Origin of the sequence: Aphanizomenon sp. CS-733/32, from assembly GCF_028330045.1 — a bacterium.
Classification (GTDB): domain Bacteria; phylum Cyanobacteriota; class Cyanobacteriia; order Cyanobacteriales; family Nostocaceae; genus Dolichospermum; species Dolichospermum gracile.
Genome location: NZ_JAQMSE010000040.1, coordinates 1 through 25,384, shown reverse-complemented (window position 1 = coordinate 25,384; position 25,384 = coordinate 1). Strand labels below are relative to the sequence as shown.

Sequence of the window (25,384 nt, the reverse complement as noted above, 5' to 3'; positions counted from 1 at the left end):
AATTATCATATCCTGATGGGTGATTTTGGGTAAGTTGACAGTATCTTTGTATTTTCCAGTTTCGGTTACAGTTTCATGCCTAAATGTAGGTGTGTAGGTTATCCGATCAATTATAGAAAATGGTATGATTGTAGGACAGGGTGATTGCTATCTTAATCAGTTATTTGATAGTCATATTTATTCATAGATTGAGGAAATATCAATGGTAATTGTAGAAAAGCTAGATATTATTAAAGATACCAAATTGAATTGTTACTCAGTAGTTGTACAATTTACAGTAGGAGAATATTTGAATATGGTAAAACTTGCATCCTATCAAGATGACGACATAGAAGGTTATTTTAAATCAGGAAAAGATTTATTTAGTAGTCAACCAGCTTGTGTTGGTTTTGTAACTGCGATCGCTTTAACAATATTAGGTAGACCTGGAAATGAATATACAGCAGAAAAGCAAAATCAAAAATGGCAGGAAATAAAAATAAATGCTGATAGGCTCTTGCAAAAATTATCAAATTTAAATAACCAACAAATAGGAGAATTTTTAGATTTTTTTACTTATATAAAATCACCCACAATAGACTTATGACACTAACCCTCAGCTTACCACCAGAATTAGAACAGTATTTAACACAGCAAGCACAACAGCAAGGACTTTCTGTGGAAACTTATACATTACAATTACTACAAAAATCTATTTTCCAATTAGAGAAAAATTCATCTCTTGAAGAAACACCCACAGAAATTGTCATTGAAGGTATTCATCAGGGAATAAAAGAAGCATTAAGTGGACAAACTATACCCCTTTCACAAATGTGGGAAGGAATAGATGCAGAATAATAATGAACCACTACTAATTGAAATTGCTCTTACTCCTCGTTTTCAAAGGGATTTAAGAGAACTGGCTAAACGCTATCGTTCAATTCGTAGTGATGTTCAACCTTTAATTGATCAACTACAAGCAGGTGAAATTCCTGGAGATAGAATTGCGGGAATTAAATATCAAGTTTTCAAAGTTCGTATTAAAAATAGTAACATTCAAAAAGGAAAAAGTGGAGGATATAGGGTGATTTATTATCTGAAAAATGCTCAAGGAATTATACTCACTACAATTTATTCTAAATCTGATCTGACAGATGTGAGTAATGAAATAATTGAACAAGCAATAGCTCAATATGAAGAAGGAAAGACAATTCTAGATGACTAAAAGTATGCCCCAATTACTAGACGTAGTAGCATTAACAGTGGATTTACCTGAATATAACTTGTTACGTGGTCAAGTTGGTACAATAGTTGAATTATTAGCCGATGGTGCTGCGTTTGAAGTAGAATTTAGCGATCGCAATGGACAAACTTATGAATCTGTTGGGTTGCGTCTAGAGCAAATTATGGTGTTACATTTTGAGCCAGTATCACCTAATTTATTGCCGGAAATGGTTACAGCATAAATAACTTTTTCACAGTTCAATTTGCCTTTGCAACTCTAGTAATCCTTGTTCTTCAATCTCATGATCGAGCTTTTGTAAAAGTATAGTTTCTCCAGCATTCGCAATACCAGCAAATTGCATAAAATCTACATTTTTTCGATGCAATAATTGTTGACGCTGTGCTAATTGCTGGAAAATCAGTTGAGCAATTTCATTCTGTTCATCTTCAGGTAGCCGTGAGACGACAGCATAAGCTTGTTGTAAGAGATTAGTCATAGTTTTTTGTCGCCATTATCAAAAATTTTGGTAAGTTGATAAAACTAGATTCATTTTATCACAAACATTTTATCTTTCATAAGAAAACTTTATTTTTTATTACCTATAAATATATTTTAAATAAAGTTGTGTATTATGATCTTGATATTACCCCGTAGGTTGATACAAGAAAACCCGACCCAGTAAAATCATGGAAATATCCGGTTATATTTGATCTTCATCCCCAAAAAATTAATGATGAACAAAGCGATCGCAACAGGTGTAAGATCAGTATCAGAAAGTTATACAAAAGTTCTATGAAAAATACTTGGATAGCCAGTATTCCCAAAATGAGCGCAAATTGTTGGTATTCCTTAATCTTGTTAACCACAACACCCACCTTAATTACTGCCACTGCGTTCATTTCCACAGCAACACCACTCAAAATTGCCCAAGTCAACACAGACATTAAAATTGATCGTCCCCTCCTTAACATGAGTAGTCAAGGTGAACGAGTTACCGAACTTCAAGCCGCTTTGAAACTTTTAGGATTTTATTCGGGTGCTGTAGATGGTAAATATCAACAGAGTACAGTCATTGCTGTTGCCCAATTTCAACAAGCTGCCGGTTTAAACTCCACTGGTAATGTAGATAAGATCACATGGCAAAAACTATTTCCCAGCCCATCAAATATTACCGCTACCACAGCTAAAGCCAGTAGTTTTACAACTGTTCCCACCCAACCTGCAAGAGTTACAAAACCACCAATTACCAAACGCCCAACCACCAAAAATCCACAAAATACCAGCATTCAACCCACTCCTCCCAATCAACAAATGCCCGGTATCCAATATACTGACGAAGGGTGGCCAATTTTGCGTTTACGCATGAGTGGTGCAGAAGTGATTAAATTGCAAAAACAACTACAAAATTTGGGGTTTTTAAATGGTAAAATAGATGGATATTTCGGACTATCCACAGAGGCCGCAGTCAAAGCGGCACAAATCCGTTATGGACTAAAACCTGATGGTGTAGTCGGTGCTGGTACATGGAAAGTTTTCTTAAAACGCACTTCCCCATAACATTAAACTATGAAGCACTTTATTTTAACTTGGCTTGGTACTGCGGTAGCATTGTTAATTACCTCTAAAATTGTCCCCGGAATTATACTCACAAGTTTTTCTGCTGCTTTAATTGCCGCTATTGTCATTGGTTTAGTCAATGCCATTATTCGGCCAATTTTGCAGATTTTAGCATTTCCCCTCACCTTAATAACTTTAGGTTTATTTACCCTAGTGATTAATGGTTTAACTCTATGGTTTGCCAGTGCCATAACTCCTGGTTATGGTTTTGAAATTCGGGGTTTTATTCCAGCTTTTTTAGGTTCAATTGTTCTATCAGTTGTCTCTGGTATTATTAACCAAATAGTTAATGTCGTTGACTAAATATTAGTTTTTCATCACTTTTAGCCACAGCTACTGTTACTGCTCCTATTTCCCCTGATAATCGGAAAATCTGTTTAGGAACTAATAATGTTATTTCCGCAGATGTGATTTCCGAAGCTGCAAGAATAGCTGAAGCCTCGGCTACACTAGATGTTCCCAGTAATTTAGTAATAGTATTATTAGGATGGGGAACAAGTACACTATTTAAAAGTTCAGCACTAAAGACTTTTAAAAGTAACTTTTCTAAGTTACAAAATTCTAATAAACCAATTTCTGAGGCTTTTTTATCAATAGTTGCAATTCCCGATATTTCACTGTATATAAGTTGGTATTCTTGAAAAACTTGTTTAATTGCAGTATTAATTAGTTGCTGAGAAACCCCCTTTTGGCAACCAATTCCCACCCATAATTTTCTTTTTTCTGCCACATTATCCACTTTGTTTTTTAATATTGATTGATTCTTTGTACAGATTACAAGGATTTTTTCGTAATTTTGATGTTAAATTTACGTTTACTAGAAGGTGAACCCCTTCCCGAACCGCAAGTTTTAGGCAAGTCTTTGAAAGTCGCGTAATTTTTACATTGATGTAGGTTGGGTTGAACAAAATGAAACCCAACATTGATTAATTACAGCTTCAATAAATAACAGTTCTTAAACAATCTTTGATAAAATCAATGATGATCTTAAAATCAACAAAATCCTCAGCCTTTCTTCTTTCTTCACAAATCCATTTACAAAATTTCATTTTTTGAAATTCTTGAATTTCGAGACATGATCCAAAAACTTCCTACAATGTTTTGAGGATACTCTTCAAGTAATGATATTGCCCTCATACAATTAGTAATGCCAATTTCAGGTAAATGTAGTGTCATTGTCAAAAGTCCTAGTAAAAATAAAAATGTGATTTTATCCCATTAAACAACAAAATCAAACAAATAATGCGCCATTTTCAACTTAGAACAAGCGGGAATTTCCACATGGAACACTCGAAATGTAGAGATTTATCTAGGTAGTAATTAATTCTGTAGTTGAAGAAAGAACGATAGAATTTGATTCCATTAAACAACAAAATCAAACAAATAATGCGCCATTTCCAACTTAGAACAAGCCGGAATTTCTACCTCTCTTCCTGACCTATCTAAAAACACCGCTTGATTATTATCACTACCAAAACCACTATCAACTTCATCAATAGGATTTGCGACAATTGCATCTAATTTCTTTCTTTGCAATTTCTCTTTTGCAGGTGTAATAATATCCCCGGTTTGTGCTGCAAAACCAATTAAATATTGATGGGGTTGTTTGCGATTTCCCAGTTCAGCGACAATATCCGGTACTGCTGCTAGAGGAAGATTTTCGGGGAGCGATCGCTTGGGCAATTTTTCGCTACTATAATCTCTAGGCTTTACGTCTGCAACTGCGGCTGACATGATAATGATATCTGCATTGGTTAAATGCTTGAACATCTCCTGCTGCATTTCCTCCGCACTCACAACCGCAATTGCTTCTACTCCCAAAGGTACATTCCAACTCCCCGGACAATGGACTAATATTACTTTTGCGCCTCTGTGCAGCGCTGCCTGTGCCAATGCTAAACCCATTTTACCAGTTGAGGGATTGCCAATAAATCGCACCGGATCTAAATATTCTCGCGTTCCCCCAGCACTGATTAAAACCTGTTTCCCAGCTAAATCTCTGATTCCTTGGGTGTGTAATAAAGATTGAATATAAACAAATATTTCTGCGGCTTCTGCCATTCTACCAGTACCAATGCGATCGCACGCCAATAAACCAGAACCAGTTTCCAGACCATAAAATCTACCATCTGTCAATAACTGTCGCCAATTTCTTTGTACCGCCACCTGTTCCCACATATCCGTATTCATTGCCGGTGCTAACAACACGGGACAGGTAGAAGCGAGAACCGTATTTGTTAGTAAATTATCCGCCATACCATAAGCTAACTTAGCCAAAGTATTAGCAGTTAAGGGCGCAATCACAATTAAATCAGCCCATTCACCCAATTCAATATGCAATGGACGCTGATAAATTGGTTGCCAAAAATCATCATCAGTATAAGCTTGATGACGGGATAAAGTACCTAAAGTTAAAGGAGTAATAAATTCTTTGGCAGATTTAGTCAGGACAACTCGCACTTCTACGTCAGACTGAAATAATTTAGAGACTAATTCACAAACTTTGTAAGCGGCGATACCACCACTTACAGCAATGAGGACTTTTTTAGTTAGATTTGTAGATAATCGCATTATATCTTTCTTCTATTTAATACTTCTTTAGGGACTGGAGGATCTTTAACTTGATCTTCAGGAATTGGAAACCCATGATAAGTTGGATAACCTTGTTCATCAAAAGCATCATCTGAATGAAATACATAGAATTGATCTGTTTCCTTGTGATATCCATAACGTTTTTTACTATTTTTATTACTACTACATACAGAACTATTTAGAACTTTTTGAGCTTCTTCATCTTTTAAATCCATAGGAGTAACTTCTTCCCCTTTTTTCCCTTTTTTCCAATGCTTCACAAGATCATGTTTGTCAGAAGAAACTTTATAACGAGGACATATTTTTCTAGCCTGTTTAATTTCAGTTAAATTATTGATTATTCGAGTTTCTTTGGAATTTGTACCATCTTGAAATTCAACTTCAATGTTTTCTTAGTTATCAAATCCTCTTTAGCTCTCTTAAAAAGTGCATCTTGTCCAGTACCTATAGATACTAAATCACCGTTTAATACTAAACCAACTCTATCTAATAAATCATCCTGCAAACAAGATTGACGTAATAGTAATAGAGATTGCAATACAGACGATTTGCCAGTGCTATTTAAGCCTGTCAGTAGAGTTAATGGCTTTAAAGAAAAAGACTGATTTTCAAATGGTTTAAAATTTTTTAAAGTTAAAGAACTTAGCATGATAAAACCTCTTGAACTATTTGATTAATTTTTTCAAACCGATATTTAACTTTATTAGCAGCTTGAGATATAGATTTATTAAAATCATTATCTTCTTGTATCTTTTGGATGAACTTTTCTTTTAATACTTCTTTTTGATTAATCAATATATCAATTTCTTGTGAGTTTAATTTACTTAAAGTAACTGACCATGCTTCAAAAAGAGATTTATTAACAGGAGAACTTGATGATTTACGAAAAGCAGTATTTCCAAAAATATTGTAAGCTGCTTTCATTGCTATAGTAAACTTATTGACTATGGTTTCTATCAAATTATAGTCTATTGTATTTAGTTGATTTATAGCTTCATTCAAAAAGTATTTCCGTCCTTTCTTTTCTGGATAGTCTTCATAAGTAGTTAAATAAAAAGCTAAAAAACCAAGTATAAATTCATGGTCATCCATACGTTTCTTTTTCTTTTTACTTAGATTTATTACTCTTTTAAATTCTGGTAAATTAGCAAGATTTTTGAGGATTTTTATCGGTTTACCCGGATTCATAGCTTGACGGAGTTCTTGAGGATTAAGAGGTAATCCTCCTGTGTTAACTCTTTCAAAAATATTATATTTGACTTCTTTAGGAGTTCCAGGTTCAATTAAATAAACTGTTAATTCTGTTTCATCTATTCGTCTTTGATAATGACGAGGTAAATCATTATATTTTTTGTTGTTTAAATCTGTAAGATATTGCAAGTCAGTTAATGTGAGTTCTTTATCAAGAATAAATTTTTTAAACGTATGAATTCTTTGTAAACCATCTATAATAATCCATTTATCATCATCTGTTGCATCTATATAAAATGCTGGTAGTGGAATCCGAATTAAAAGAGATTCAATTAAGCGACTTTTAGCTTTAGTAGTCCAAATATCAGATTGTCGCTGAAAATCAGGAGCTAAGTCAATTTCATCATATTCGATTCTTTTTAGCAACAGATCCATTGTCATCGGTTTAGTTTTAACCCTAATTTTGGTGGGATCAAATGGTTCTAAACTTTCATCATCATCTTCTTGAAAATTAAAATCATCATCCGAATTATCTTCTCGATCTAATAATTCCATCTGTTGATCATTGAGTTTATTTGTTACCATTATGACAAATACTCCTAAAAATTTACTTAGGCAGAATTTAGATATATTAAATCATAATACCAGACAAATTATCTGAACATTGATTGAATATAATTTCCAACTACTTATAAACAGTAATCTCACTTAGTATTAAAAATTTTATTAAATTGGCTATCGCAGCAAAACGCATCTAAATTAAATGATGCAAGCAAAATCAGGATTTAGCATGGCTAAACCCTGAGCGGCTCCTGAATTTTTCCCTACAATGTTTAAGCTTCGTCGTAAGCTTCTAAATCTAAGAGGTGGATATAGGCTTCAACTAACTCTGGACGCTGAAAAGCGATCGCCCGCAATAGATGCCAATCATTTAAACCCTCAAAAGCATTACTATAATTATCTAATTCCAGACGTGTAGCCAAATCTTTTACCTCTGTTGCCGTCATAGCAGAAATTTCTGTTTTGGAAATGCTTAGAGTTTTCATAATGCTTGCCCCTCCCTTTTGCAGCGCTTAAATTCAGCTTAGGGTGGAGTTGTTTCCACCTGTTCTATCTTACTCATGAATGAGCATTAAATTTGTAAAAATTCTTGTGATTTTTACCAGAATTTGGAAAATTTTTGTAACTAAACCTAACCAATTGTGTTAAGAACAAAAGTTCGTAGCACTTCTAACATTTGTAAATTAATTTCATGTCCCGTTGCAAATTCATGATACTCCACAGCTACGCCTAGAGATTGTGCCATTTCTCTCGACTTAATCGCCGCTTGCAGAGGGACTACCTCATCCCTTGTCCCGTGCATGATTAATGTCGGCGGAAAATTGCCTTGATTCAGCGTTGCCACAGTAGGATGTAAATAGCCACTTATCACTACTAATCCAGCCAAGGGTAAGCCTAATCCTACATCTAAAGTCATCGCCCCACCTTGAGAAAATCCGCTCAAAATTGTGCGTGATAACGGTACGCCTGTATTACTTTCTAAAGAGAGCAACCAATCTATCAGTAATTGTTTACTTTCATTTAATCCATCATACATATTTTCTGTCCGCAGGTCATACCATGCCTTACCTGTATCAGTATAGGGATAAGGATAGGGCGCATTAGGGAGGAGAAACTCATAATCAGGTAAATTGACATAAGGAATCAAAGATGCCACATCTTGGGCATTTGCGCCCCAACCATGTAAAGTGACGATTAAAGCATCTGGTGTTTTTCCTGCTGGTGGAGAAACTCTGATGAAGTCTAATGTTTGAGTCATAGGTAATTGAGTTAAGAATTAATGCAGATACAGTATACCGCGTCTTAATCCAGTACACATTTCCTAACTTTTTTCGTTGTTCTGGAAGTTTTTCTATTTTGCTGTATTCACACAGTGATGTTGCATAATGACGGCATGAATTATGTTTCGCGCCAAGAGGCAAAGAAGCAAACACGCAAAGTTTAATACTAATTTAATGTGAGGTTGCACAGAATTATGAAATCCCTAAATTCATCTATCTTTGTCTGCGTTTATCTGCGGTCAATAAATCCCGAAATTTTATTCTATGCAGCTTCATCTTAATTTACACTCTCCCTTATGGTATATATTAAATAGGGAAGTAAAATAAAAAAATAATATGGGGATGGGGATATGGTGACATTAAATATTGATGATTTACAAGAAGTTGATAAATTTCGTAATTTACAATTAACATTACGCGATCGCTGGCAAACTAGCGAATTATTCGACAATAGTGAAGCGGATATTTTAATTATTCCTTCCTTGAGTATAGATCAAGAAGAATTACTCAAGATAGAAGGATGTGAGCATTATGAAGAAAGATTACTTTTTTCATTAATGCGGTTAAGAAATCCCCGGACTAGGTTAATTTATGTGACATCAATGCCACTGCATCCCAGTATTATTGATTATTATTTACAACTACTTCCGGGCATTCCTTTTTCCCATGCTCGTCATCGCTTATTATTACTTTCTACCTATGATGCTTCTTTAAAACCCCTCAGTCAAAAAATATTAGAACGGCCTCGGTTATTGGAAAGAATTCATAAAGCTTTGCGGTTAGATAAGGCTTTTATGGTATGTTATAATTCTACTTTTTGGGAAGCGCAATTATCTTTAAAGTTGGGTGTACCTTTATATGCTGCTGCACCAGATTTGCAAATTTGGGGAACAAAGAGCGGCAGTAGACAGATTTTTCAAGAAAGTAATGTCCCCCTTCCCGACGGTAGTGAGTTAGTTAGAAATTGCAAAGACTTAGCCAATGTTGCGGCTGATTTGTGGGAACGTCAACCGACATTACAAAGAATGGTAATTAAGTTGAATGAAGGTTTTTCTGGGGAAGGGAATGCACTGTTAGATCTACGGGAAATAATGGATGTTGCACCGGGAAAAGCTGATCATAGTCAAAGAGTAACAGCAATTAGCGATCGCTTCCAGCATTTACGTTTTCAATCTTTACAAGAAACCTGGGCAAATTTTTCTCGACGCATTCCTGAATTGGGGGCAATTGTAGAAGCTTTTATCGAAGGAGAAATCAAATATTCACCCAGTGTCCAAGGCAGAATCACACCTAACGGAGAAGTGGAAATTCTTTCTACCCATGACCAAATTTTGGGCGGACCTGACGGACAAATTTATATAGGTTGTCGCTTTCCTGCGAATACAAATTATCGTTGTGAATTACAGGAATTAGGTTTAAGAGTTGGAAATAAATTAGCGGCAAAAGGAGCTTTAGAAAGATTTGCCGTTGATTTTGTCACTGTAGATCAAGGTGATGGTAAATGGGATATTCAAGCTATTGAAATTAATCTTCGCAAAGGAGGAACAACCCATCCATTTATGACGTTAAAATTATTAACTAATGGTCGTTATGATTTATCCACTGGATTATTTTATAGTCAACAAGGCAGACCTAAATATTATATTGCCACAGATAATTTACAAAAACCTAATTATCAGGGATTATTACCTAATGATTTAATGGATATTATCGCTCACCACAGGTTACATTTTGATAGTGGCACAGAAACAGGTACAGTTTTTCATCTTATGGGTTGTCTTTCCCAGTTTGGTAAATTAGGATTAACCAGTATTGGTGATTCACCCCAAGAAGCAGAAGATATTTATCACAAGGTTATTGAAGTTCTTGATCAAGAAACCAGTGGTGATCATAATAATCATTCTATCTTTACTGATTATAATTTTCCCATGACTGGGGATGGATATAGTTGTTAAATCAAATATAAAACTCAGCTTGATATTCCTGATGCTCTATTCCTCTATCAATCAAGCATCAGGAATATTCACAAAATTCTGATGTCAGGATATCATCTCCGGTAGGAAACAGTTATACCCGGAGATAGAGCAAACTATTATAAATTTATTCAGTTGTGATCTTATTTGGGTTTAATAAGGTAGGAAAAGAGTTTTTCCGCCGCACTGGAGAGGAAGAGAGTAATCAATTTTTGTTTATCTTGCTGGCCTTATTTTTGGCATCTGTAGGAGCGCAAGCGATTGGGATTGAAAAAATTGTTGGTGCGTTCCTGGCAGGTTTAGCAGTCAATGGCGTTTTGGGAAATAGCCCCGTTAAAGAAAAGGTAGAGTTTGTGGGTAGTGTTCTGTTTATCCCTTGTTTCTTTGTGGACATGGGATTACTAATTGATATACCTGCGTTTATCAAAACTCTCAGTTCAATTACTTTAACTGTGGCAATTGTCGTGGCACTGATTAGCAGTAAATTTGTGGCGGCCTTTCTAGCTAAAACATTATGCTAGTTTAGTGATAATGGGTTGGGGAAATACCAGGAATTTCCGCGCCCGTTTATTTGGTAGTCTCATTGATAAGGTTTTCTGGTCTTCTCATTGTCCGGTAGCGGTAACACGCCTGTTAAAAAGTCCGACAGAAATCAGACGCATTCTTGTTCCTGTTGGTGACTTAATGAGGGTGACTATTGGGACTATCAGATTTGCCCAAATTTTAGCTGATGCTAATCAAGCTGAGGTTGTGCTTTTGCACGTGAACGATGCCTACCGCAGTCCCAGCCAACGCTTAATAGCTGATGAGCAGGTTACACATTTCACATCTCAATTGTCTGATATTGCTAATCAAGGCAACTTACAAGTCAATACAAGTATTTTAACAATTGTTGGTGATGATATTGCCAAAGTCATTATTGAGCAAGCGCAGGCATTTGACTTAGTGGTTTTGCGTTCTGTCCGCTATCGCACCGCTGGAGGATTAGCCGTTAGTGAAGTGACAACCCAAGTGATTAACAATTTGAAATGTTCGATTGTCATGCTGGGAGAACCTCAATAATACCTGTAATTCCCTCCTCTGACCCAAAAAAAGGCTCGATATTTGGGACAAAGACTAATGGCAATGGCCAGTTAGAGTTATTTAGACGAATATCTAGAACTAAAGTGAAATAGACGCTAAAATCGATCCAGCCTTTGTATTTTCGTGGTTTTGACCCAGATAACTCAGAGTGCGGTTCACTGCATAAATCCCCATTGTCAACGTCCTTATCCTCAACCTTGGGGAAACAAATTCTGTAACAGTTGTGGCACACCGCTGCATCTGTTAGACCGCTATTTCTCTCTTAAACCTCTCGGTGCGGGGGGATTTGCCCAAATTTACACAATTTGGGATGAAAAGACACAGACAGAAAAAGTGCTAAAGGTGCTAGTCGAAACCTCACCCAAGGCGCTGGAATTGTTCATTCAAGAAGCGGAAGTTTTAAGTAGTTTCCGCAGTTTTGGCGTGCCTAAAGTTGAGGCTGATGGCTATTTTCAAGTTAACTTAATTAATCCTAAACCCCATCAGTTACCTTGTTTGGTGATGGAAAAGATTAATGGCTACACTTTAGAGGAAGTATTAATAAATTATCCTCAAGGTTGTTCCGAAGATTTGGTAGTCGGTTGGTTTATTCAAGCTGTATTGATTTTACAGGAGTTACATAAACGCCAAATTATTCACCGCGATATCAAACCTTCTAATTTGATGTTGCGGACTTCCACACCAGTATCTCCTGCCAAAAGTGATCAATTGGTGCTAATTGATTTTGGTGGTGCTAAACAATTTAGTGGGTCAGTTTTGCGAATGCACCCCACTTCTACACGCTTGTACTCTGCCGGCTATAGTCCCCAAGAACAAATTCGCGGCCGTAACATTGGACCATCGGCAGATTTTTATGCCTTGGGACGGACAATGATTCAACTACTTACCGCCAAATATCCATCCGAATTGGAAGATAGTTTAACTGGAAAATTGCGTTGGCGGAATTATCGGCAGATTAAACCAGATTTAGCAGATTTAATTGATGAAATGGTGGAAGATGATGTGCGGTTACGCCCAGCCAATGCAGCTATTATTCATAAACGGTTATTAAGTATCGCCTCGTCCTCTCCACAGCCAGGTTTATTTAGCAGTACAGGTAAATCTGTTGTCCAATCAATCACTGAATTTACCCAAGCTATAAGTAATACTACTTTATTAATAATTCAGGGAATATACAAATTTTTATCCGCTTGTTTGGCGACTATTTGGGTAATGATGTTGACGATTATCTGCGCGGGAATCGGCACAATAACAGGGTTTTTCCTAGCTTATCATACCAGTTTAGGCGATCGCTGGCTAGAATTACTAACCTATCCATTACCAACATTAGTCGAAAAACAACCTTATATAGCCGCAGAAAGTATAGTTTATGGTTTTGCAGGTTTAGGAACAGGTTGGGGATTAACCTTATCAGGCTGTTTTGGGCAAAAGCGGCGGTTTCTGATCACAGCCTTAATGGGCTTAATTGGCTACAGTTTAGGCTGGGTAGCTTGTCAATTCATCACCACTCCAAATCCGGCGGAAAGCTTAGTCACATGGATTTTAATCTCACTTCCCCTATTAACCCTTGGTTTAGGTCTTCGCAGTCATCAAATCGCCTACGCAGTCATTGCAGGTTTAGGAAGCGCCAACCTCATAGCCATTCTCGTGCGTTTAGGATTAGGACTAAATTTATTCCATTTTTCCAGTCAACCACAAGGGCTGGATATATTTTCACCCATAGGTTTTTTTAGTTTAGTGAGTATCTTAATCAGCTTTTCCCTGAGTATAAGCCATTACCTAATTGTCCCTGGCTTACGCTGGCTAGGTTGGCGATAAGGAGAAGTCAGGAGTCAGGAGTCAGGAGTCAGGAGTCAGGAGGAAGAAAAAAGAAGAATAGTTTTCACCAATAACCACTGACCACTGACTACTGACCAAAAACACAGATACCCCTAGTTCATTTTTGTTGTGAACCAGAGGTATCTCATAACTAGTAGACTATAAATGTTTCGGTATAGTGAAGTTGAAACTAATATACACCCTTTATTCCCATTTGCATAGTTCTGTAATAACAATTTATTTAAGTTTTGTATATTTTTAATTATTCCTTCATATTTAAGACTGATTAAACCAGCAAATATACTGTCATCTTGCTAAAATCAGCAGTATTCTAGCAAAAAACACCGTGCAACTTAGCCAGTGCGGAACTTAATACCTGAAATTAAGTTAATCTGAAGCTTATTTGCTGAAAATATTGAAACATTGAACATGGAACGCACTATTTCATTTTTAGGCATTGGCGTTTTTATTAGTATATCCTACGCCCTGTCCGTGAACCGTCAAGCCGTGCGTTGGCGGACAGTCGCCTGGGGATTGGGGTTAGAATTTATTTTAGCTATAGTCATTCTCAAAACCCCTTGGGGTTTGCACTTATTTAAATCCTTGGGAAATATAGTTGGTAACTTTTTAGCCTTTTCTGATGTTGGTGCAAAATTCGTCTTTGGTGAAAACTTCAAAGATCATCTGTTTGCTTTTCAAATTCTCCCCACAATTATCTTTTTCTCATCATTTATCAGTATTCTTTATTACTATGGCATTTTGCAAAAGGTTGTCAATGCCCTAGCATGGTTGATGATGAAAACCATGAAAACATCAGGTTCTGAATCTTTGTCCTGTGCGGGAAATATCTTCTTGGGACCAACAGAAGCAGCACTCATGGTCAAACCTTACCTAGCAAACATGACAAAATCTGAATTGCACGCCGTCATGACAGGTGGTTTTGCTACCATTGCCGGGGGTGTACTAGGTGCTTATCTGTCCTTTGGGATTCCGCCTGAGCATTTAATTGCGGCTTTCTTTATGACTTCTCCCGTTGCTTTAATAGTATCAAAAATCATGTATCCAGAAACAGAAGTATCGGAAACTACGGAAAAAGTTAATATAGATATCAAAAATAATTATGTTAATTTCCTTGATGCAGCCACCTCTGGGGCAATTGATGGCGTAAAATTAGCAGTTAACGTTGGAGTCATAATAATTGCTTTTTTGAGTTTATTAGCTGCTGTGAATGCTAGTTTAAGTTGGTTGGGAAATTTGGCAGGTTATCCACAATTATCTTTAGAAGGGATGTTATCTTTAATTATGTTTCCTGTAGCCTGGTTAATGGGTATACCTTGGGCTGACTGTGGACAAATTGGAGCATTATTAGGTAAAAAGACGATTCTTAATGAATTTATCGCCTATTTGGATTTGGGAGAACTGATTAAGAAACAAGAAATTTCTCAACGTTCAGCTATTATTACTACCTATGCCTTATGTAATTTTGCTAATATTGGCTCAATTGGCATTACTATTGGAGGGATGACAGGAATAGCACCCAACCGCCAACAAGACTTAGCCCGTATGGGTTTAAGGACAATGATTGGCGGATTACTGACAGGTTTTATTACTGCGGGAATTGCGGGAATTTTGATTTAGAAATAATTGAAATTACAGGATTTAATGTAGGGGTAGCGCCCCCGTGCCTACCCCCTTCTTATGGAGGTACAAGAACCACCTCATCGCTTGTGGGAAGGGGCTATGATAGATTTTATTCAAGTGCATACCGCTATAGGTTGAAAATAAACTATGAAATTGGCAGCAATCAATTCTATCAAAACATCAATTAGAGTTATGATTTTGGGTGTTTGTTTGGTTGGAGGTAATGTTTTTGCCCAAACATTATCACTTTCTCCAAACTTGATTGGTTTTGATACCCCTGAAGGTGAAAAATTATTAATTGCCAGTAAATCAAACAATGATTTTTTTCCACTAAGTACACAGTTTGTCACCCAAATTAATCAGGCATATTGTGGCGTTGCTAGTATGGTTATGGTGTTAAATAGTTTGAAAGTTCCTGCCCCAGAAGCACCACAGTATAAGCCATTTAGGGTATTTACCCAAGATAATTTTTTTAGTAATGCAAAAACTAAAACTGTGGTAAATCCTGAAGTTGTTGCCCGTCAAGGTATGACTTTAGATCAGTTAGGAGGATTATTGGCAAGTTATGATGTGCGGGTTAAGGTGTATCATGCCAGCGGGACAAATTTAGCAGAGTTTCGCAAGTTAGCAGCAGAGAATTTAAAGCAACCAGGAAATTTTATTATTATTAACTATTTACGTAAAGAAATTGGTCAAGAACGAGGTGGACATATTTCACCTTTAGCTGCATATAACGAGTTAACAGATAGATTTTTAATTATGGATGTTTCGCGCTATAAATATCCACCTGTTTGGGTAAAAACAGCAGATTTATGGAAAGCAATGAATACTGTTGATTCAACATCAGGGAAGACGCGGGGGTTTGTATTGGTGAGTAAGAATAATTGATGTTTATCTACAGGGAATAGGGAATAGGGAATAGGGAACAGGGAAGAGGTTTTGGGAAACTTTACTTTTTGTTACATATTTCGGTTTTTTCCCGTTCATCTACTTACCTTCGCCATTTTCGATGTTGGGAATCGCTTGTTGAGGAGGTGCGTCAGGTAGAGGTAATCTGTTGTTTGTCAAATTATGGGGTTTGACGCACCCTACAATGACTAATATTGCCTCTTGCCTATTCCCTGTTACCAAAACTGTAACAATTGAGCCCACCTTTCGCACCCCCTAGTGTCACAATCGGTAATTATGGCTAACGCCACGCTCCGCTATCGGATTTTTGAATACCTTGGAGGACAGTTTTTATACTGCAAACGGTTTATTGTGTAACTAAATATGAAACCCCTCTCAAAACCTCTCCCCGCAACGGGGAGAGGCTTTGAGACTGTTATTTGTATTATAAAAAAGTCCAAGTTTTAGCCGTTTTGAGTATATACAAAATTTGGGAAATTTCAGATAGCGATAGCGAAGCACTGCTGCAAGGACATATCTCCCATCGGAATAGATTCTGATATCTACTTAATTAATCATAATAGAATGTAGAGACCTTCCATGGAACGTCTCTACAAATTTTCTGCACTTGGATGTAAACCAAAAAAATCTCATAATTTTCACCTAATATATAAAATTAGAGCGAAAGACAAATCTAAACAAACAGACTCCATGCGTATTTCTCTAACCTGGTTAAAAGAACTTGTAGAAATCAAATTCACCCCAGAAGAACTGGCGGAAACCTTGACAATGGCAGGGTTTGAAGTAGAAGATATAGAAGACCGCCGCACTTGGGCAAATGGTGTAGTTGTGGGAAAAGTGCTAGAACGTCAACCCCACCCCAACGCAGATAAATTGAGCGTTTGTACCGTAGATATTGGGGCTGCTGAGACTGTAAATATCGTTTGCGGTGCTGCGAACGTCCGCGCAGATATCTATGTCCCCGTCGCCACCACAGGAACTTATTTACCCAACATTGATTTAAAAATCAAACCCGCAAAACTGCGTGGTGTTCCTTCCAATGGGATGATATGCTCTTTAAAAGAACTGGGTTTACCCACTGATATTGACGGTATTCATATCTTCCCTGAAGAAAACATGGTGGTGGGTAGTGATGTTCGTCCCTTATTGGGTTTGGAAGATGTGATTTTAGATGTCACCGCTACTGCTAACCGGGCTGACGCTTTATCTATGGTGGGTATTGCCCGGGAAGTAGCAGCTTTAACTGGCGGAAAACTATCAATTCCCCCCATTGCAGAAGTAGAAAATACCAAGACTGGGAAAAGCATCACTTTAAAAATTTCTGAAATCCAAGCTTGTCCTGCTTATATTGGTACAGTTGTCGAAAACATCAAAATTGCGGCTTCTCCTGAATGGTTGCAACAACGTTTACGCGCTGCTGGAGTCAGACCAATTAATAATGTAGTTGATATCACTAACTATGTTTTATTAGAAAGAGGACAACCTCTTCACGCTTTCGATAAAGGGCGTTTACAATCTGTAGGTGGCGGCGAAAATTTAATCATTGGTGTGCGGTTTGCGGAAACTGGGGAAACTTTAAAAACCTTAGATGGAAATATTCGCAATTTATCAACCCAAAATTTATTAATTACTGCTAATAATCAAGCGGTGGCTTTAGCAGGTGTTATGGGTGGTGCAGAAACAGAAGTTCATGAAGGTACACAAAGTTTAGTTTTAGAAGCTGCGTTATTTGATTCTGTGGCTATTCGGCGTTCTTCTCGCAGTGCGGGGTTAAGAAGTGAGGCTTCTGGTAGATACGAAAGGGGCGTAAATCGTGCCGAATTAGAAATAGCTTGTCACCGCGCTTTATCCTTAATTAGTGAATTAGCCGCAGGGGTGATTGTTCAGCAAGAAATTTCCGATTATCGTCCAGATATTTCTACTTGGTCACATTCTATTAACCTGCGTTTAGATAAAGTTAATGAAGTGCTAGGTCCGATTGAATTAGGACAAGAAACAGGAGAATTACAAGGGTCAGATGTGGAAAAAATTCTCACGGCTTTAGGATGTAAATTAGCCAAAATTGATGACCGGAATTGGACAGTTACCGTACCTCCCTATCGTTACCGCGATTTAGAACGGGAAATTGATTTAATTGAAGAAATTGCCCGGTTATATGGTTATGATAAGTTCTGTGATACTCTACCAGAAAAATCCGAAGCTGGTTATCTATCTTTAGAACAAGAATTAATTCGCAGGTTACGCGCTTATCTCCGCGCTGAAGGTTTAACAGAATTAATTCATTATTCTTTGGTGAAACCAGGTGAAGATAAACAGATCATTTTAAGTAACCCTTTGTTTACTGAATATTCGGCTTTACGCACTGATTTGATTTCCGGTTTAATTACCGCTTTTCAATATAATATAGAGCAAGGAAATGGGGCATTAAACGGTTTTGAAATCGGGCGGATTTTCTGGCGCGAAGAAGAGGGTTTACAAGAAGCGGAAATCCTGGCTGGAATTATTGGTGGTGATATCACTGTCGGTAAATGGTCAAGAGGTGGTAAGGAAGAAGCGATTACTTGGTTTGAAGCCAAAGGCATTTTAGAAAGTGTCTTTAAACAACTAAAATTAGTGGTAGAATTTCAACCCGAAAATCGAGATTCTCGCTTACATCCTGGACGCACAGCTTCATTATGGGTAAAGGGTAGTAGACTGGGAACATTCGGACAAGTTCACCCCCAATTACGTCGAGAGAAGGATTTACCAGAAGCCGTTTATGTGTTTGAATTGGATTTAGATGCTCTGTTGGATGCCTGGGATGATGATGATTTGCTAGTTCCCAAATTCAGTTCCTATTCTACCTATCCAGCTAGTGACAGAGATTTGGCGTTTTTTGCCCCTGTGAAAGTAACGGTTTCCGAATTGGAAAAAGTTATTAATAAAGCTGGGAAAGGGTTGTTAAATTCTGTGGAATTGTTCGATGAATATCGGGGTGAAAACGTCCCCACAGGACAACGCAGTTTAGCCTTTCGGTTAGTATATCGTGCCAGCGATCGCACTCTCACTGAAAATGAAATTGAACCAGTTCATAATCAAGTGCGGACAGCCTTAGTGGAAAAATTTGGTGTGAATTTGAGAAGTTAATCGAAACAGTCGGTTTTAACCGACTTTTGCTATGAGACAGGGAATTTATTCCCTGGCTTTATCAATTATCACTAAACTAAACCGTCAAAAACTTTTGAATCACATCTTGACTAAGTTCCTGAGTTAGACCGGAAGCAACAATCCCCCCTTTTTGCATGGCATAATAGTAATCTGCCTGACGGACAAAATGCAAGTGCTGTTCTACCAATAAGACGGAAACCCCTGTGGTTTCAATAATCTGACGGACTGCGGCTTCAATTTCCAAAATGATTGATGGTTGAATACCTTCCGTCGGTTCGTCTAATACGAGTAGTTGTGGTTTTCCCATTAAAGCACGAGCGATCGCTAATTGTTGCTGTTGTCCACCACTTAGATCTCCACCCATACGAGAAAGCATAGTTTTTAACACTGGAAATAGGCTAAAAATTTCTGGAGGAATTTCTGGTTTTTTGACTGGTTTTTGTCTAGCTTCTAATCCCAAAAGCAGATTTTCTTTAACTGTTAATCGCGGGATAATTTCCCTTCCCTGACTCACATAACCAATACCCATTTTCGCCCTTTCATAAGTTGGTTTACTGTTAATTATCTCCCCTGCAAAATTAATAATTCCGCTGCTGGGTTTGAGTAAGCCAATAATTGTTTTTAGCATGGTTGTTTTCCCCACCCCATTGCGGCCAATTAAACATACCATCTGTCCTGGTAATACAGTCAAATCTACATTTCTGATAATATGACTTTCACCATAATGAACGTTAAGATTAGAAATTTTTAGCATTATAAAATTAACCTGATTAACTATTTTAATTTTTCCTAACTTTACCCTACCCTGATAAAGGGGAGGGGACAGGATTCTTGTTTCCCAGCTTTACAAGGGGGGACTAAGGGGGGTGTGATTATCTTCCTGTTTTCCTAAATATACTTCAATAACGCGGGGGTCATTTCTGACTTTCTCAAAATCACCTTCACACAATACTGAACCTTCATGTAATACTGTCACTTTCTTAGCAATTTGTCGCACAAATTCCATATCATGTTCAATGACTAGAATTGAATGACTTTCCGCTAATGTTAATAACAAATTACCGATATTATAGGTTTCTTCATCTGTTAAACCAGCCACTGGTTCATCAACAAGTAATAAATCAGGAGATTGTGCTACTAACATTCCAATCTCCAAACGTTGCTTTTCTCCGTGGGACAATAAAGCCGCTGGAATATTTGCTTTTGCAGTTAAACCAATTGTTGCTAATAAGCCTTTCAGACTATTTTTTTCCGCATAATTGATAGAACGAAACAAGGTAGAAAAGACATTTTTATGACGATTACTAGTGATTTCTAAATTCTCGAAAGGTGTTAAATTAAGATATATGCGTGGAGTTTGAAATTTGCGCCCAATTCCCAGCCGTGCAATTTGATGTTCAGCTAAAGAACGTAAATTTTTACCCTTAAATAATACTTTTCCTATAGTTGGTTGCACCTTACCCGTAATCACATCCAAAAAGGTAGTTTTTCCCGCCCCATTTGGACCTATTACTACGCGCAATTCACCAACATTCATACTAAAATTTAGGCGATTTAATGCTTTGAAACCGTCAAAACTAACGGTGACATTTTCAGTTTCTAAGATTTTGGCGTTCATGTTTCACCTCCATATCTTCTTCTAAACTAGGATAGGTCTGAGAAAGTTTTAATTGCTGACGTTTCCCAAAAGGGATATTTTGTTTACTTAACCATCCCATGATGCCGTCAGGAAGCAAAACGACGATAATTAATAATAGTATACCCTGAAAAAATAGCCATATTTCCGCGAATTGTTCACTTAAAAAAGTCCGGGCATAATTAACTAATAAAGTCCCGATAACTGCCCCGATTAATGTCCCTCTTCCCCCCACAGCCACCCAAATCACCATTTCAATAGAAAAGCCAATATCCATGGATCTAGGAGATACAGAACCACTTTGAACGGTGTAAAATGCCCCAGCTATACCAGCAATTGCTCCCGAAACAGCAAATACTAAGACTTTAAAATCTGTGGGGTCGTAACCAGAAAATCTCACCCGACTTTCATCATCACGAATAGCTATTAATAATCTGCCAAAACGTCCACTAGTTAACCAGCGACAAAGCCCATAAGTAGCTGCCAAAAATACCACCGTCAAGACGTAAAAAACAAATTGAGTTTTGCTATCACTAACTATAGCACCACTGCCATTAATTCCCCAAGATAAAGGCGGAAAGGTGGTAAAATCTATGAGTCCATTTGTGCCATTAAAAAATTGTTGTTGTCCATTAAAAAAATTGAAAAATACAATAATTGCAGCTTGAGTCAAAATCGAAAAATAAACGCCCTTAATGCGATTACGAAAGACTAAATATCCGAGTAATCCTGCTAACAAACCCGGAATCATCACCACAGCAGCTATAGACAGGGGAAAAGAAGAAAAAGGCTGCCAAAATCCAGGAAGTTCCATAACACCATAAAGGGACATAAAATCCGGTAACTCCCCCGTGGGGACTTGCAATTTTAGGTACATAGCGATCGCATATCCACCCAAACCGAAGAAAATCCCATGTCCCAAACTCAATAAACCAGCATAACCCCAAATTAAATCAATTCCTAAAGCCACAATGGCCAGAGACAAAAACCGTCCCAATAAATTCAGACGAAAATCTGAAAGTAATACCGGCATCATCAAAATCAAAATTAAAGCGATCGCACAAACGACCCCAACTTCAACTAATATTAAACTCCGCCCCTTTTTAATTTTTATCATTCCTGCTTTATCCATTTTCTCAAATCCACGTTTATCTGCGGTTAATTTCCCATGACTTAAACATCAACATGACGACCCTTTTGAGGAAAAATTCCGCCAGGTTTCCACTGTAAAAACACAATAATTAACGCAAAAACCATCACCTTAGCCATACTTGTAGTTGCAAAAAAACTAAATAAATCAGCCAAAGGCTTAACCGCACCCAATAACAAAGCCAAAGTTCCCGAACCAATTAAATAATTAATTGTCCCCATTCCCAAAGCCGCCAAAATCGTACCAGCTAAATTACCCACACCACCGACAACCACCACCATAAAGGTGTCAATAATGTAATTTTGTCCAGTATTTGGTCCAACAGAACCGAGTAAACTAATTGCACATCCAGCTACACCAGCTAACCCTGAACCCAGGGCGAAAGTAATTGCATCAACTTGTTGAGTGGGGATACCCAAACAGGCACTCATGCTGCGATTTTGCGTGACAGACCTAATTCTTAATCCCCAATGAGAACGTTGCAAAAATAGATAAATTCCCCCCACACAAATAATCGTCAAAACAATAATAAATAACCGGGCATAAGGTAATTGTACACCAGCTAAAGATACACCAGATTGTAACCAACTAGGGGCTGTAACATCCACATTTTGAGCGCCAAACCAAGGTAAAGTTACCGCTTGCTGATAGGTTTTACTCAATAAATTACAAATTGTGATTGTCAATCCTAGTGACAAAAATAGTAAAACTCCCACAACCCAGTTACGAATTTTCTGTAAATTATTCCGAGAATTTAAAATCCATAAACCCCCAAAAAACAGCAGAGAAAACAAAGCTACCCCGATGATCAATAATAAATTCACACTGCGGACAAACTGCTGAAAAATTAAACTTACGCCCCAAGTTGCTAACAGAGTTTCTAAAGGTCGTCCATAGAGATAACGAATTACACTTTTCTCCAGAATTAATCCCACACCAGCAGTAAAAATAAAAGCGATAATCAAAGCCAAAAAGATATAAACTTCAAACCAAACCCCACCCAATTGCTTACAAACATTTTGCACCACAAAAGTTGTATAAGCACCAAACATCATTAGCTCACCATGAGCCATATTAATGACACCCATTAAGCCAAATATGATCGCTAATCCTAGCGCAGCAATTAATAAAACAGCACCAATACTAACACCATTAAAGACAGCTTCCAAAAAACCTGTTAACATTTTATCCCTGCAATTATCAATTTATTCCTAATAGTCAGTTGCCAGTTATTTTTTAGTTATTTTCACATCACAAAATTGCCACTAAACGAAGTACAAATATGAATAGTAAAACTCTTGTCGGGTGGGAATCTTGCCTGCCCATACATACCTCATCGAGATGCAATTCATTGTATCACTAAATACTGACAACTGACCACAAAATTAACCTTTCTTGTATTTACCACCTTTTGCAGGATCTGACCAATCACAGGCAAATCCCTTAGTCTCTTTCACAAATTGATTCCAAGGAACTGGTTCAACTGGTGCGGGGGTAGCATAAACAATGTCAAATAGTCCATCCTGTCTGACTTGACCAATCCGCACAATTTTTGATATGTGATGATTAGCATTAACAGTCACCTTTCCTTCAGGTGCATCTATAGTTTGACCATAGGCCGCAGCCCGGACTTTTGCTAAGTCAGTTGTAGTGGCTTTTTCTACTGCTTGTTTCCATAAATACACGGCGATATAGGCTGCTTCCATTGGGTCATTTGTTACCCTATCTTCACCGTATTCTTTCTTGAAAGCCGCCACAAATTTCTTGTTCGCAGGTGTGTCTACTGTTTGAAAATAGTTCCAAGCAGCATAATGTCCTTTTAGATACTCCACACCAATGGCTTTAACTTCCTCTTCCGCAATACTCACAGACATGGAAGGATACTTCTCTGGTGTCAATCCCGCTCCTTTCAACTGTTTGAAGAAAGCAACATTACTATCACCATTAAGAGTATTATAAATTACACCACCATTGGGTAAAACCTGCTTGATTTTTGTGATAATAGCTGTTACTTCCGTATTACCCAAGGGTAAGTAATCTTCCCCAACAGTTTTCCCACCTAAAGCCTCTAATTGAGCCTTAATAATGTTATTAGCAGTGCGGGGGAAAACATAGTCAGAACCTACTAAAAAGAACTCTTTACCTTTATTCTTCAACAACCAATCAACAGAAGGTTCAATTTGTTGATTTGGGGCTGCACCAGTGTAAAAAATGTTTTTAGAACATTCTTGACCTTCATACTGCACAGGATACCAGAGCATATGATCCTTGCTCTCGAAAACTGGCTTCACATTTTTGCGACTAGCAGAAGTCCAACACCCGAAAACCACAGCTACTTGATCCTGGTCAATCAATTTGGTAGCTTTTTCTCTAAATGTATCCCAATTGGAAGCGCCATCTTCAACAACTGCTTCAATTTGTTTACCTAAAACACCCCCAGCAGCGTTAATTTCCTTAATTGCTAGTTTTTCCGCATCTACCACACTTTTCTCACTGATAGCCATTGTGCCACTGAGAGAATGTAAAATACCTACCTTGATGGTTTTACCAGTAGTACCAGCTACGGGAGATATACTGGTGGATGCTGCTGGACTATTCGCAGTATTTGGAGAGTTATTAGCACAAGCTTTTAAAAAAATGCTACTACCAATACCCGCTGCACCATAAAGCAGAAACTTACGTCGGTTAAATTGTCTACCCATATTTTTGATTAGTTATCTTTTTAAACTGAGATATTAGTTCTATATTTAACTATTAAACTGTGATTTGTTATACAAAATCGTAATTTATTTTAATAAAAATCTACCTCAAGATAGATGAAAAATATAATTTCTTTCTCATCGGGACTGGTATAATAACAACGCACCTAACCCCCTCCCTGCCAGCAATGAGCAAGTTAGGATCTACTTCATATAACTATAAATGTATGTATATTTTTTAGTATTGTAATGAGTATAATTAAGTATGTAGGCATATTAGTGAAATTAAAAACTTGATCATCAATCTCTATCTTAAAAAACCTGATGTTGCTATATTTTTTAATTAGTATCAATAATCAAATCAGAAATTATGACAAAATACATCTTATGGGGAAGCTATTGTGAAGACGTTCTTACCAAACGCGAACCCTATCGTCAAGACCATTTAGCCGGATTAGCACAACAGAAGGAATCTGGAATTTTAATTACCATTGGTCCAACAAAAGATGTAACTCAAGTTTTTGCTATTTACGAAGCTGAAGACGAAAACACCGTTCGTCAATTAGTAGAATCAGATCCCTATTGGCAAAACGGCATTTGGACAGAGTATTCTGTTAAAGAATGGATTCAGGCTTTTTAGCCCCTTGACACAACTTTTAACGAAAATAATTAATTCGTAATGGGTAATTACGAATTAATTATCCCTTCAGTGCCTTTTGGAAATTGCGACGATAGGATGAATTAGGTGACGTACTCCACACACTCCCTTTCAGGTGAGTGTGGGCTTCTCAGTGACTCCTCTATGAGGACATTAACTGAGCTTTAAGACCGTGCGCCCCACGGTTCTTTGGTTTTGAGATTTGTTTTTTGTTTTGTAGGCTGC

The 25,384-nt window shown here is 37.3% G+C and carries 26 protein-coding genes and 1 pseudogene; 13 read left to right on the top strand and 14 right to left on the bottom strand.

Going from position 1 to position 25,384, the window contains the following annotated elements; genetic code table 11:
• Nucleotides 1-202: 202 nt before the first annotated feature.
• The 4 genes from PN471_RS03800 to PN471_RS03785 are packed head-to-tail and all read left to right on the top strand — an operon-like array spanning nucleotide 203 to nucleotide 1,445.
• Entirely contained in the window at nucleotides 203-586 is a 384-nt protein-coding gene (locus tag PN471_RS03800; protein WP_193897390.1) for a hypothetical protein, read from the top strand.
• Nucleotides 583-837 carry a hypothetical protein gene (locus PN471_RS03795; protein WP_027404096.1) on the top strand — a complete coding sequence of 85 codons (255 nt, stop codon included), beginning with the start codon at nucleotides 583-585 and terminating at the stop codon, nucleotides 835-837. The genes PN471_RS03800 and PN471_RS03795 overlap by 4 nt, the downstream gene beginning before the upstream one ends.
• Nucleotides 827-1,204: a type II toxin-antitoxin system RelE family toxin gene (locus PN471_RS03790; RefSeq protein WP_039202178.1), complete on the top strand. Its 378-nt coding sequence runs from the start codon at nucleotides 827-829 to the stop codon at nucleotides 1,202-1,204. Before PN471_RS03795 ends, PN471_RS03790 begins: the two co-directional genes overlap by 11 nt.
• The gene (locus PN471_RS03785) at nucleotides 1,197-1,445 is read left to right on the top strand and encodes a DUF4926 domain-containing protein (protein WP_271775725.1); all 249 of its coding nucleotides are present in this window, start codon (nucleotides 1,197-1,199) and stop codon (nucleotides 1,443-1,445) included. Before PN471_RS03790 ends, PN471_RS03785 begins: the two co-directional genes overlap by 8 nt.
• 9 nt (nucleotides 1,446-1,454) lie before the next feature.
• Here PN471_RS03785 and PN471_RS03780 read toward each other — a convergent pair whose 3' ends face one another.
• A complete protein-coding gene (locus tag PN471_RS03780) occupies nucleotides 1,455-1,700 on the bottom strand; it encodes a hypothetical protein (RefSeq protein ID WP_271775724.1) in 246 nt (81 codons plus the stop codon).
• 296 nt (nucleotides 1,701-1,996) lie between these two features.
• On the opposite strand from PN471_RS03780, the gene PN471_RS03775 reads away from it, so the two are divergent.
• Both PN471_RS03775 and PN471_RS03770 read left to right on the top strand, forming a co-directional pair.
• Nucleotides 1,997-2,761, top strand: coding sequence for a peptidoglycan-binding domain-containing protein (locus tag PN471_RS03775; RefSeq protein ID WP_271775723.1), 765 nt, complete (start codon nucleotides 1,997-1,999; stop codon nucleotides 2,759-2,761).
• 9 nt (nucleotides 2,762-2,770) lie between these two features.
• Entirely contained in the window at nucleotides 2,771-3,124 is a 354-nt protein-coding gene (locus PN471_RS03770; RefSeq protein ID WP_193897400.1) for a phage holin family protein, read from the top strand.
• On the opposite strand, the gene PN471_RS03765 is transcribed toward PN471_RS03770, so the two are convergent.
• The 7 genes from PN471_RS03765 to PN471_RS03735 all read right to left on the bottom strand — a co-directional run bounded on the left by PN471_RS03765 (nucleotide 3,108) and on the right by PN471_RS03735 (nucleotide 8,423).
• On the bottom strand, nucleotides 3,108-3,551 hold the full coding sequence (locus tag PN471_RS03765; protein ID WP_271775722.1) for a cobalamin biosynthesis protein: 444 nt from the start codon (nucleotides 3,549-3,551) through the stop codon (nucleotides 3,108-3,110). The genes PN471_RS03770 and PN471_RS03765 overlap by 17 nt on opposite strands.
• Nucleotides 3,552-4,183: 632 nt before the next feature.
• Nucleotides 4,184-5,392, bottom strand: coding sequence for a bifunctional phosphopantothenoylcysteine decarboxylase/phosphopantothenate--cysteine ligase CoaBC (gene coaBC / locus PN471_RS03760; protein WP_271775721.1), 1,209 nt, complete (start codon nucleotides 5,390-5,392; stop codon nucleotides 4,184-4,186).
• The gene (locus PN471_RS03755; protein ID WP_271775720.1) at nucleotides 5,392-5,673 is read right to left on the bottom strand and encodes a hypothetical protein; all 282 of its coding nucleotides are present in this window, start codon (nucleotides 5,671-5,673) and stop codon (nucleotides 5,392-5,394) included. Before PN471_RS03755 ends, coaBC begins: the two co-directional genes overlap by 1 nt.
• 77 nt (nucleotides 5,674-5,750) lie before the next feature.
• Nucleotides 5,751-6,062, bottom strand: a complete 312-nt coding sequence (locus PN471_RS03750; RefSeq protein ID WP_334311894.1) for an AAA family ATPase — start codon at nucleotides 6,060-6,062, stop codon at nucleotides 5,751-5,753.
• A complete protein-coding gene (locus PN471_RS03745) occupies nucleotides 6,056-7,189 on the bottom strand; it encodes a DUF262 domain-containing protein (protein WP_271775719.1) in 1,134 nt (377 codons plus the stop codon). Before PN471_RS03745 ends, PN471_RS03750 begins: the two co-directional genes overlap by 7 nt.
• Nucleotides 7,190-7,437: 248 nt before the next feature.
• The gene (isiD, locus tag PN471_RS03740; RefSeq protein ID WP_015078552.1) at nucleotides 7,438-7,650 is read right to left on the bottom strand and encodes a protein IsiD; all 213 of its coding nucleotides are present in this window, start codon (nucleotides 7,648-7,650) and stop codon (nucleotides 7,438-7,440) included.
• Nucleotides 7,651-7,796: 146 nt separating this feature from the next.
• Nucleotides 7,797-8,423: an alpha/beta hydrolase gene (locus tag PN471_RS03735; protein WP_271775718.1), complete on the bottom strand. Its 627-nt coding sequence runs from the start codon at nucleotides 8,421-8,423 to the stop codon at nucleotides 7,797-7,799.
• A gap of 372 nt (nucleotides 8,424-8,795) precedes the next feature.
• On the opposite strand from PN471_RS03735, the gene PN471_RS03730 reads away from it, so the two are divergent.
• The 5 genes and pseudogenes from PN471_RS03730 to PN471_RS03710 all read left to right on the top strand — a co-directional run bounded on the left by PN471_RS03730 (nucleotide 8,796) and on the right by PN471_RS03710 (nucleotide 15,848).
• The gene (locus tag PN471_RS03730; RefSeq protein WP_271775717.1) at nucleotides 8,796-10,400 is read left to right on the top strand and encodes a peptide ligase PGM1-related protein; all 1,605 of its coding nucleotides are present in this window, start codon (nucleotides 8,796-8,798) and stop codon (nucleotides 10,398-10,400) included.
• Between the two features lie 143 nt (nucleotides 10,401-10,543).
• Nucleotides 10,544-11,480 (top strand): annotated as a pseudogene (locus PN471_RS03725) (universal stress protein); the annotation flags it as partial.
• A 150-nt stretch (nucleotides 11,481-11,630) separates the two neighbouring features.
• The gene (locus PN471_RS03720) at nucleotides 11,631-13,319 is read left to right on the top strand and encodes a protein kinase domain-containing protein (protein ID WP_271775716.1); all 1,689 of its coding nucleotides are present in this window, start codon (nucleotides 11,631-11,633) and stop codon (nucleotides 13,317-13,319) included.
• A gap of 429 nt (nucleotides 13,320-13,748) precedes the next feature.
• Nucleotides 13,749-14,957 carry a NupC/NupG family nucleoside CNT transporter gene (locus PN471_RS03715; RefSeq protein WP_271775715.1) on the top strand — a complete coding sequence of 403 codons (1,209 nt, stop codon included), beginning with the start codon at nucleotides 13,749-13,751 and terminating at the stop codon, nucleotides 14,955-14,957.
• A gap of 150 nt (nucleotides 14,958-15,107) precedes the next feature.
• The gene (locus PN471_RS03710; protein WP_271775714.1) at nucleotides 15,108-15,848 is read left to right on the top strand and encodes a phytochelatin synthase family protein; all 741 of its coding nucleotides are present in this window, start codon (nucleotides 15,108-15,110) and stop codon (nucleotides 15,846-15,848) included.
• Nucleotides 15,849-15,947: 99 nt separating this feature from the next.
• On the opposite strand, the gene PN471_RS03705 is transcribed toward PN471_RS03710, so the two are convergent.
• Nucleotides 15,948-16,112 (bottom strand): hypothetical protein, encoded by a 165-nt coding sequence (locus PN471_RS03705; RefSeq protein WP_271775713.1) that lies wholly within the window; start codon nucleotides 16,110-16,112, stop codon nucleotides 15,948-15,950.
• 447 nt (nucleotides 16,113-16,559) lie between these two features.
• Here PN471_RS03705 and pheT point away from each other — a divergent pair, with 447 nt between their 5' ends.
• Nucleotides 16,560-18,995, top strand: a complete 2,436-nt coding sequence (gene pheT / locus PN471_RS03700) for a phenylalanine--tRNA ligase subunit beta (protein WP_271775712.1) — start codon at nucleotides 16,560-16,562, stop codon at nucleotides 18,993-18,995.
• Between the two features lie 76 nt (nucleotides 18,996-19,071).
• On the opposite strand, the gene urtE is transcribed toward pheT, so the two are convergent.
• From urtE to urtA, 5 genes are all read right to left on the bottom strand, one after another.
• Nucleotides 19,072-19,770, bottom strand: a complete 699-nt coding sequence (gene urtE, locus PN471_RS03695; RefSeq protein ID WP_271775711.1) for an urea ABC transporter ATP-binding subunit UrtE — start codon at nucleotides 19,768-19,770, stop codon at nucleotides 19,072-19,074.
• 90 nt (nucleotides 19,771-19,860) lie between these two features.
• Nucleotides 19,861-20,634, bottom strand: coding sequence for an urea ABC transporter ATP-binding protein UrtD (urtD, locus tag PN471_RS03690; RefSeq protein ID WP_271775710.1), 774 nt, complete (start codon nucleotides 20,632-20,634; stop codon nucleotides 19,861-19,863).
• Nucleotides 20,609-21,769, bottom strand: coding sequence for an urea ABC transporter permease subunit UrtC (urtC, locus tag PN471_RS03685; protein WP_271775709.1), 1,161 nt, complete (start codon nucleotides 21,767-21,769; stop codon nucleotides 20,609-20,611). Before urtC ends, urtD begins: the two co-directional genes overlap by 26 nt.
• Before the next feature lie 56 nt (nucleotides 21,770-21,825).
• Nucleotides 21,826-22,986, bottom strand: a complete 1,161-nt coding sequence (locus PN471_RS03680) for an ABC transporter permease subunit (RefSeq protein WP_271775708.1) — start codon at nucleotides 22,984-22,986, stop codon at nucleotides 21,826-21,828.
• A 201-nt stretch (nucleotides 22,987-23,187) separates the two neighbouring features.
• Nucleotides 23,188-24,504 carry an urea ABC transporter substrate-binding protein gene (urtA, locus tag PN471_RS03675; protein ID WP_271775707.1) on the bottom strand — a complete coding sequence of 439 codons (1,317 nt, stop codon included), beginning with the start codon at nucleotides 24,502-24,504 and terminating at the stop codon, nucleotides 23,188-23,190.
• Between the two features lie 367 nt (nucleotides 24,505-24,871).
• Here urtA and PN471_RS03670 point away from each other — a divergent pair, with 367 nt between their 5' ends.
• Nucleotides 24,872-25,141, top strand: a complete 270-nt coding sequence (locus PN471_RS03670; RefSeq protein WP_193899315.1) for a YciI family protein — start codon at nucleotides 24,872-24,874, stop codon at nucleotides 25,139-25,141.
• Nucleotides 25,142-25,384 lie beyond the last annotated feature (243 nt).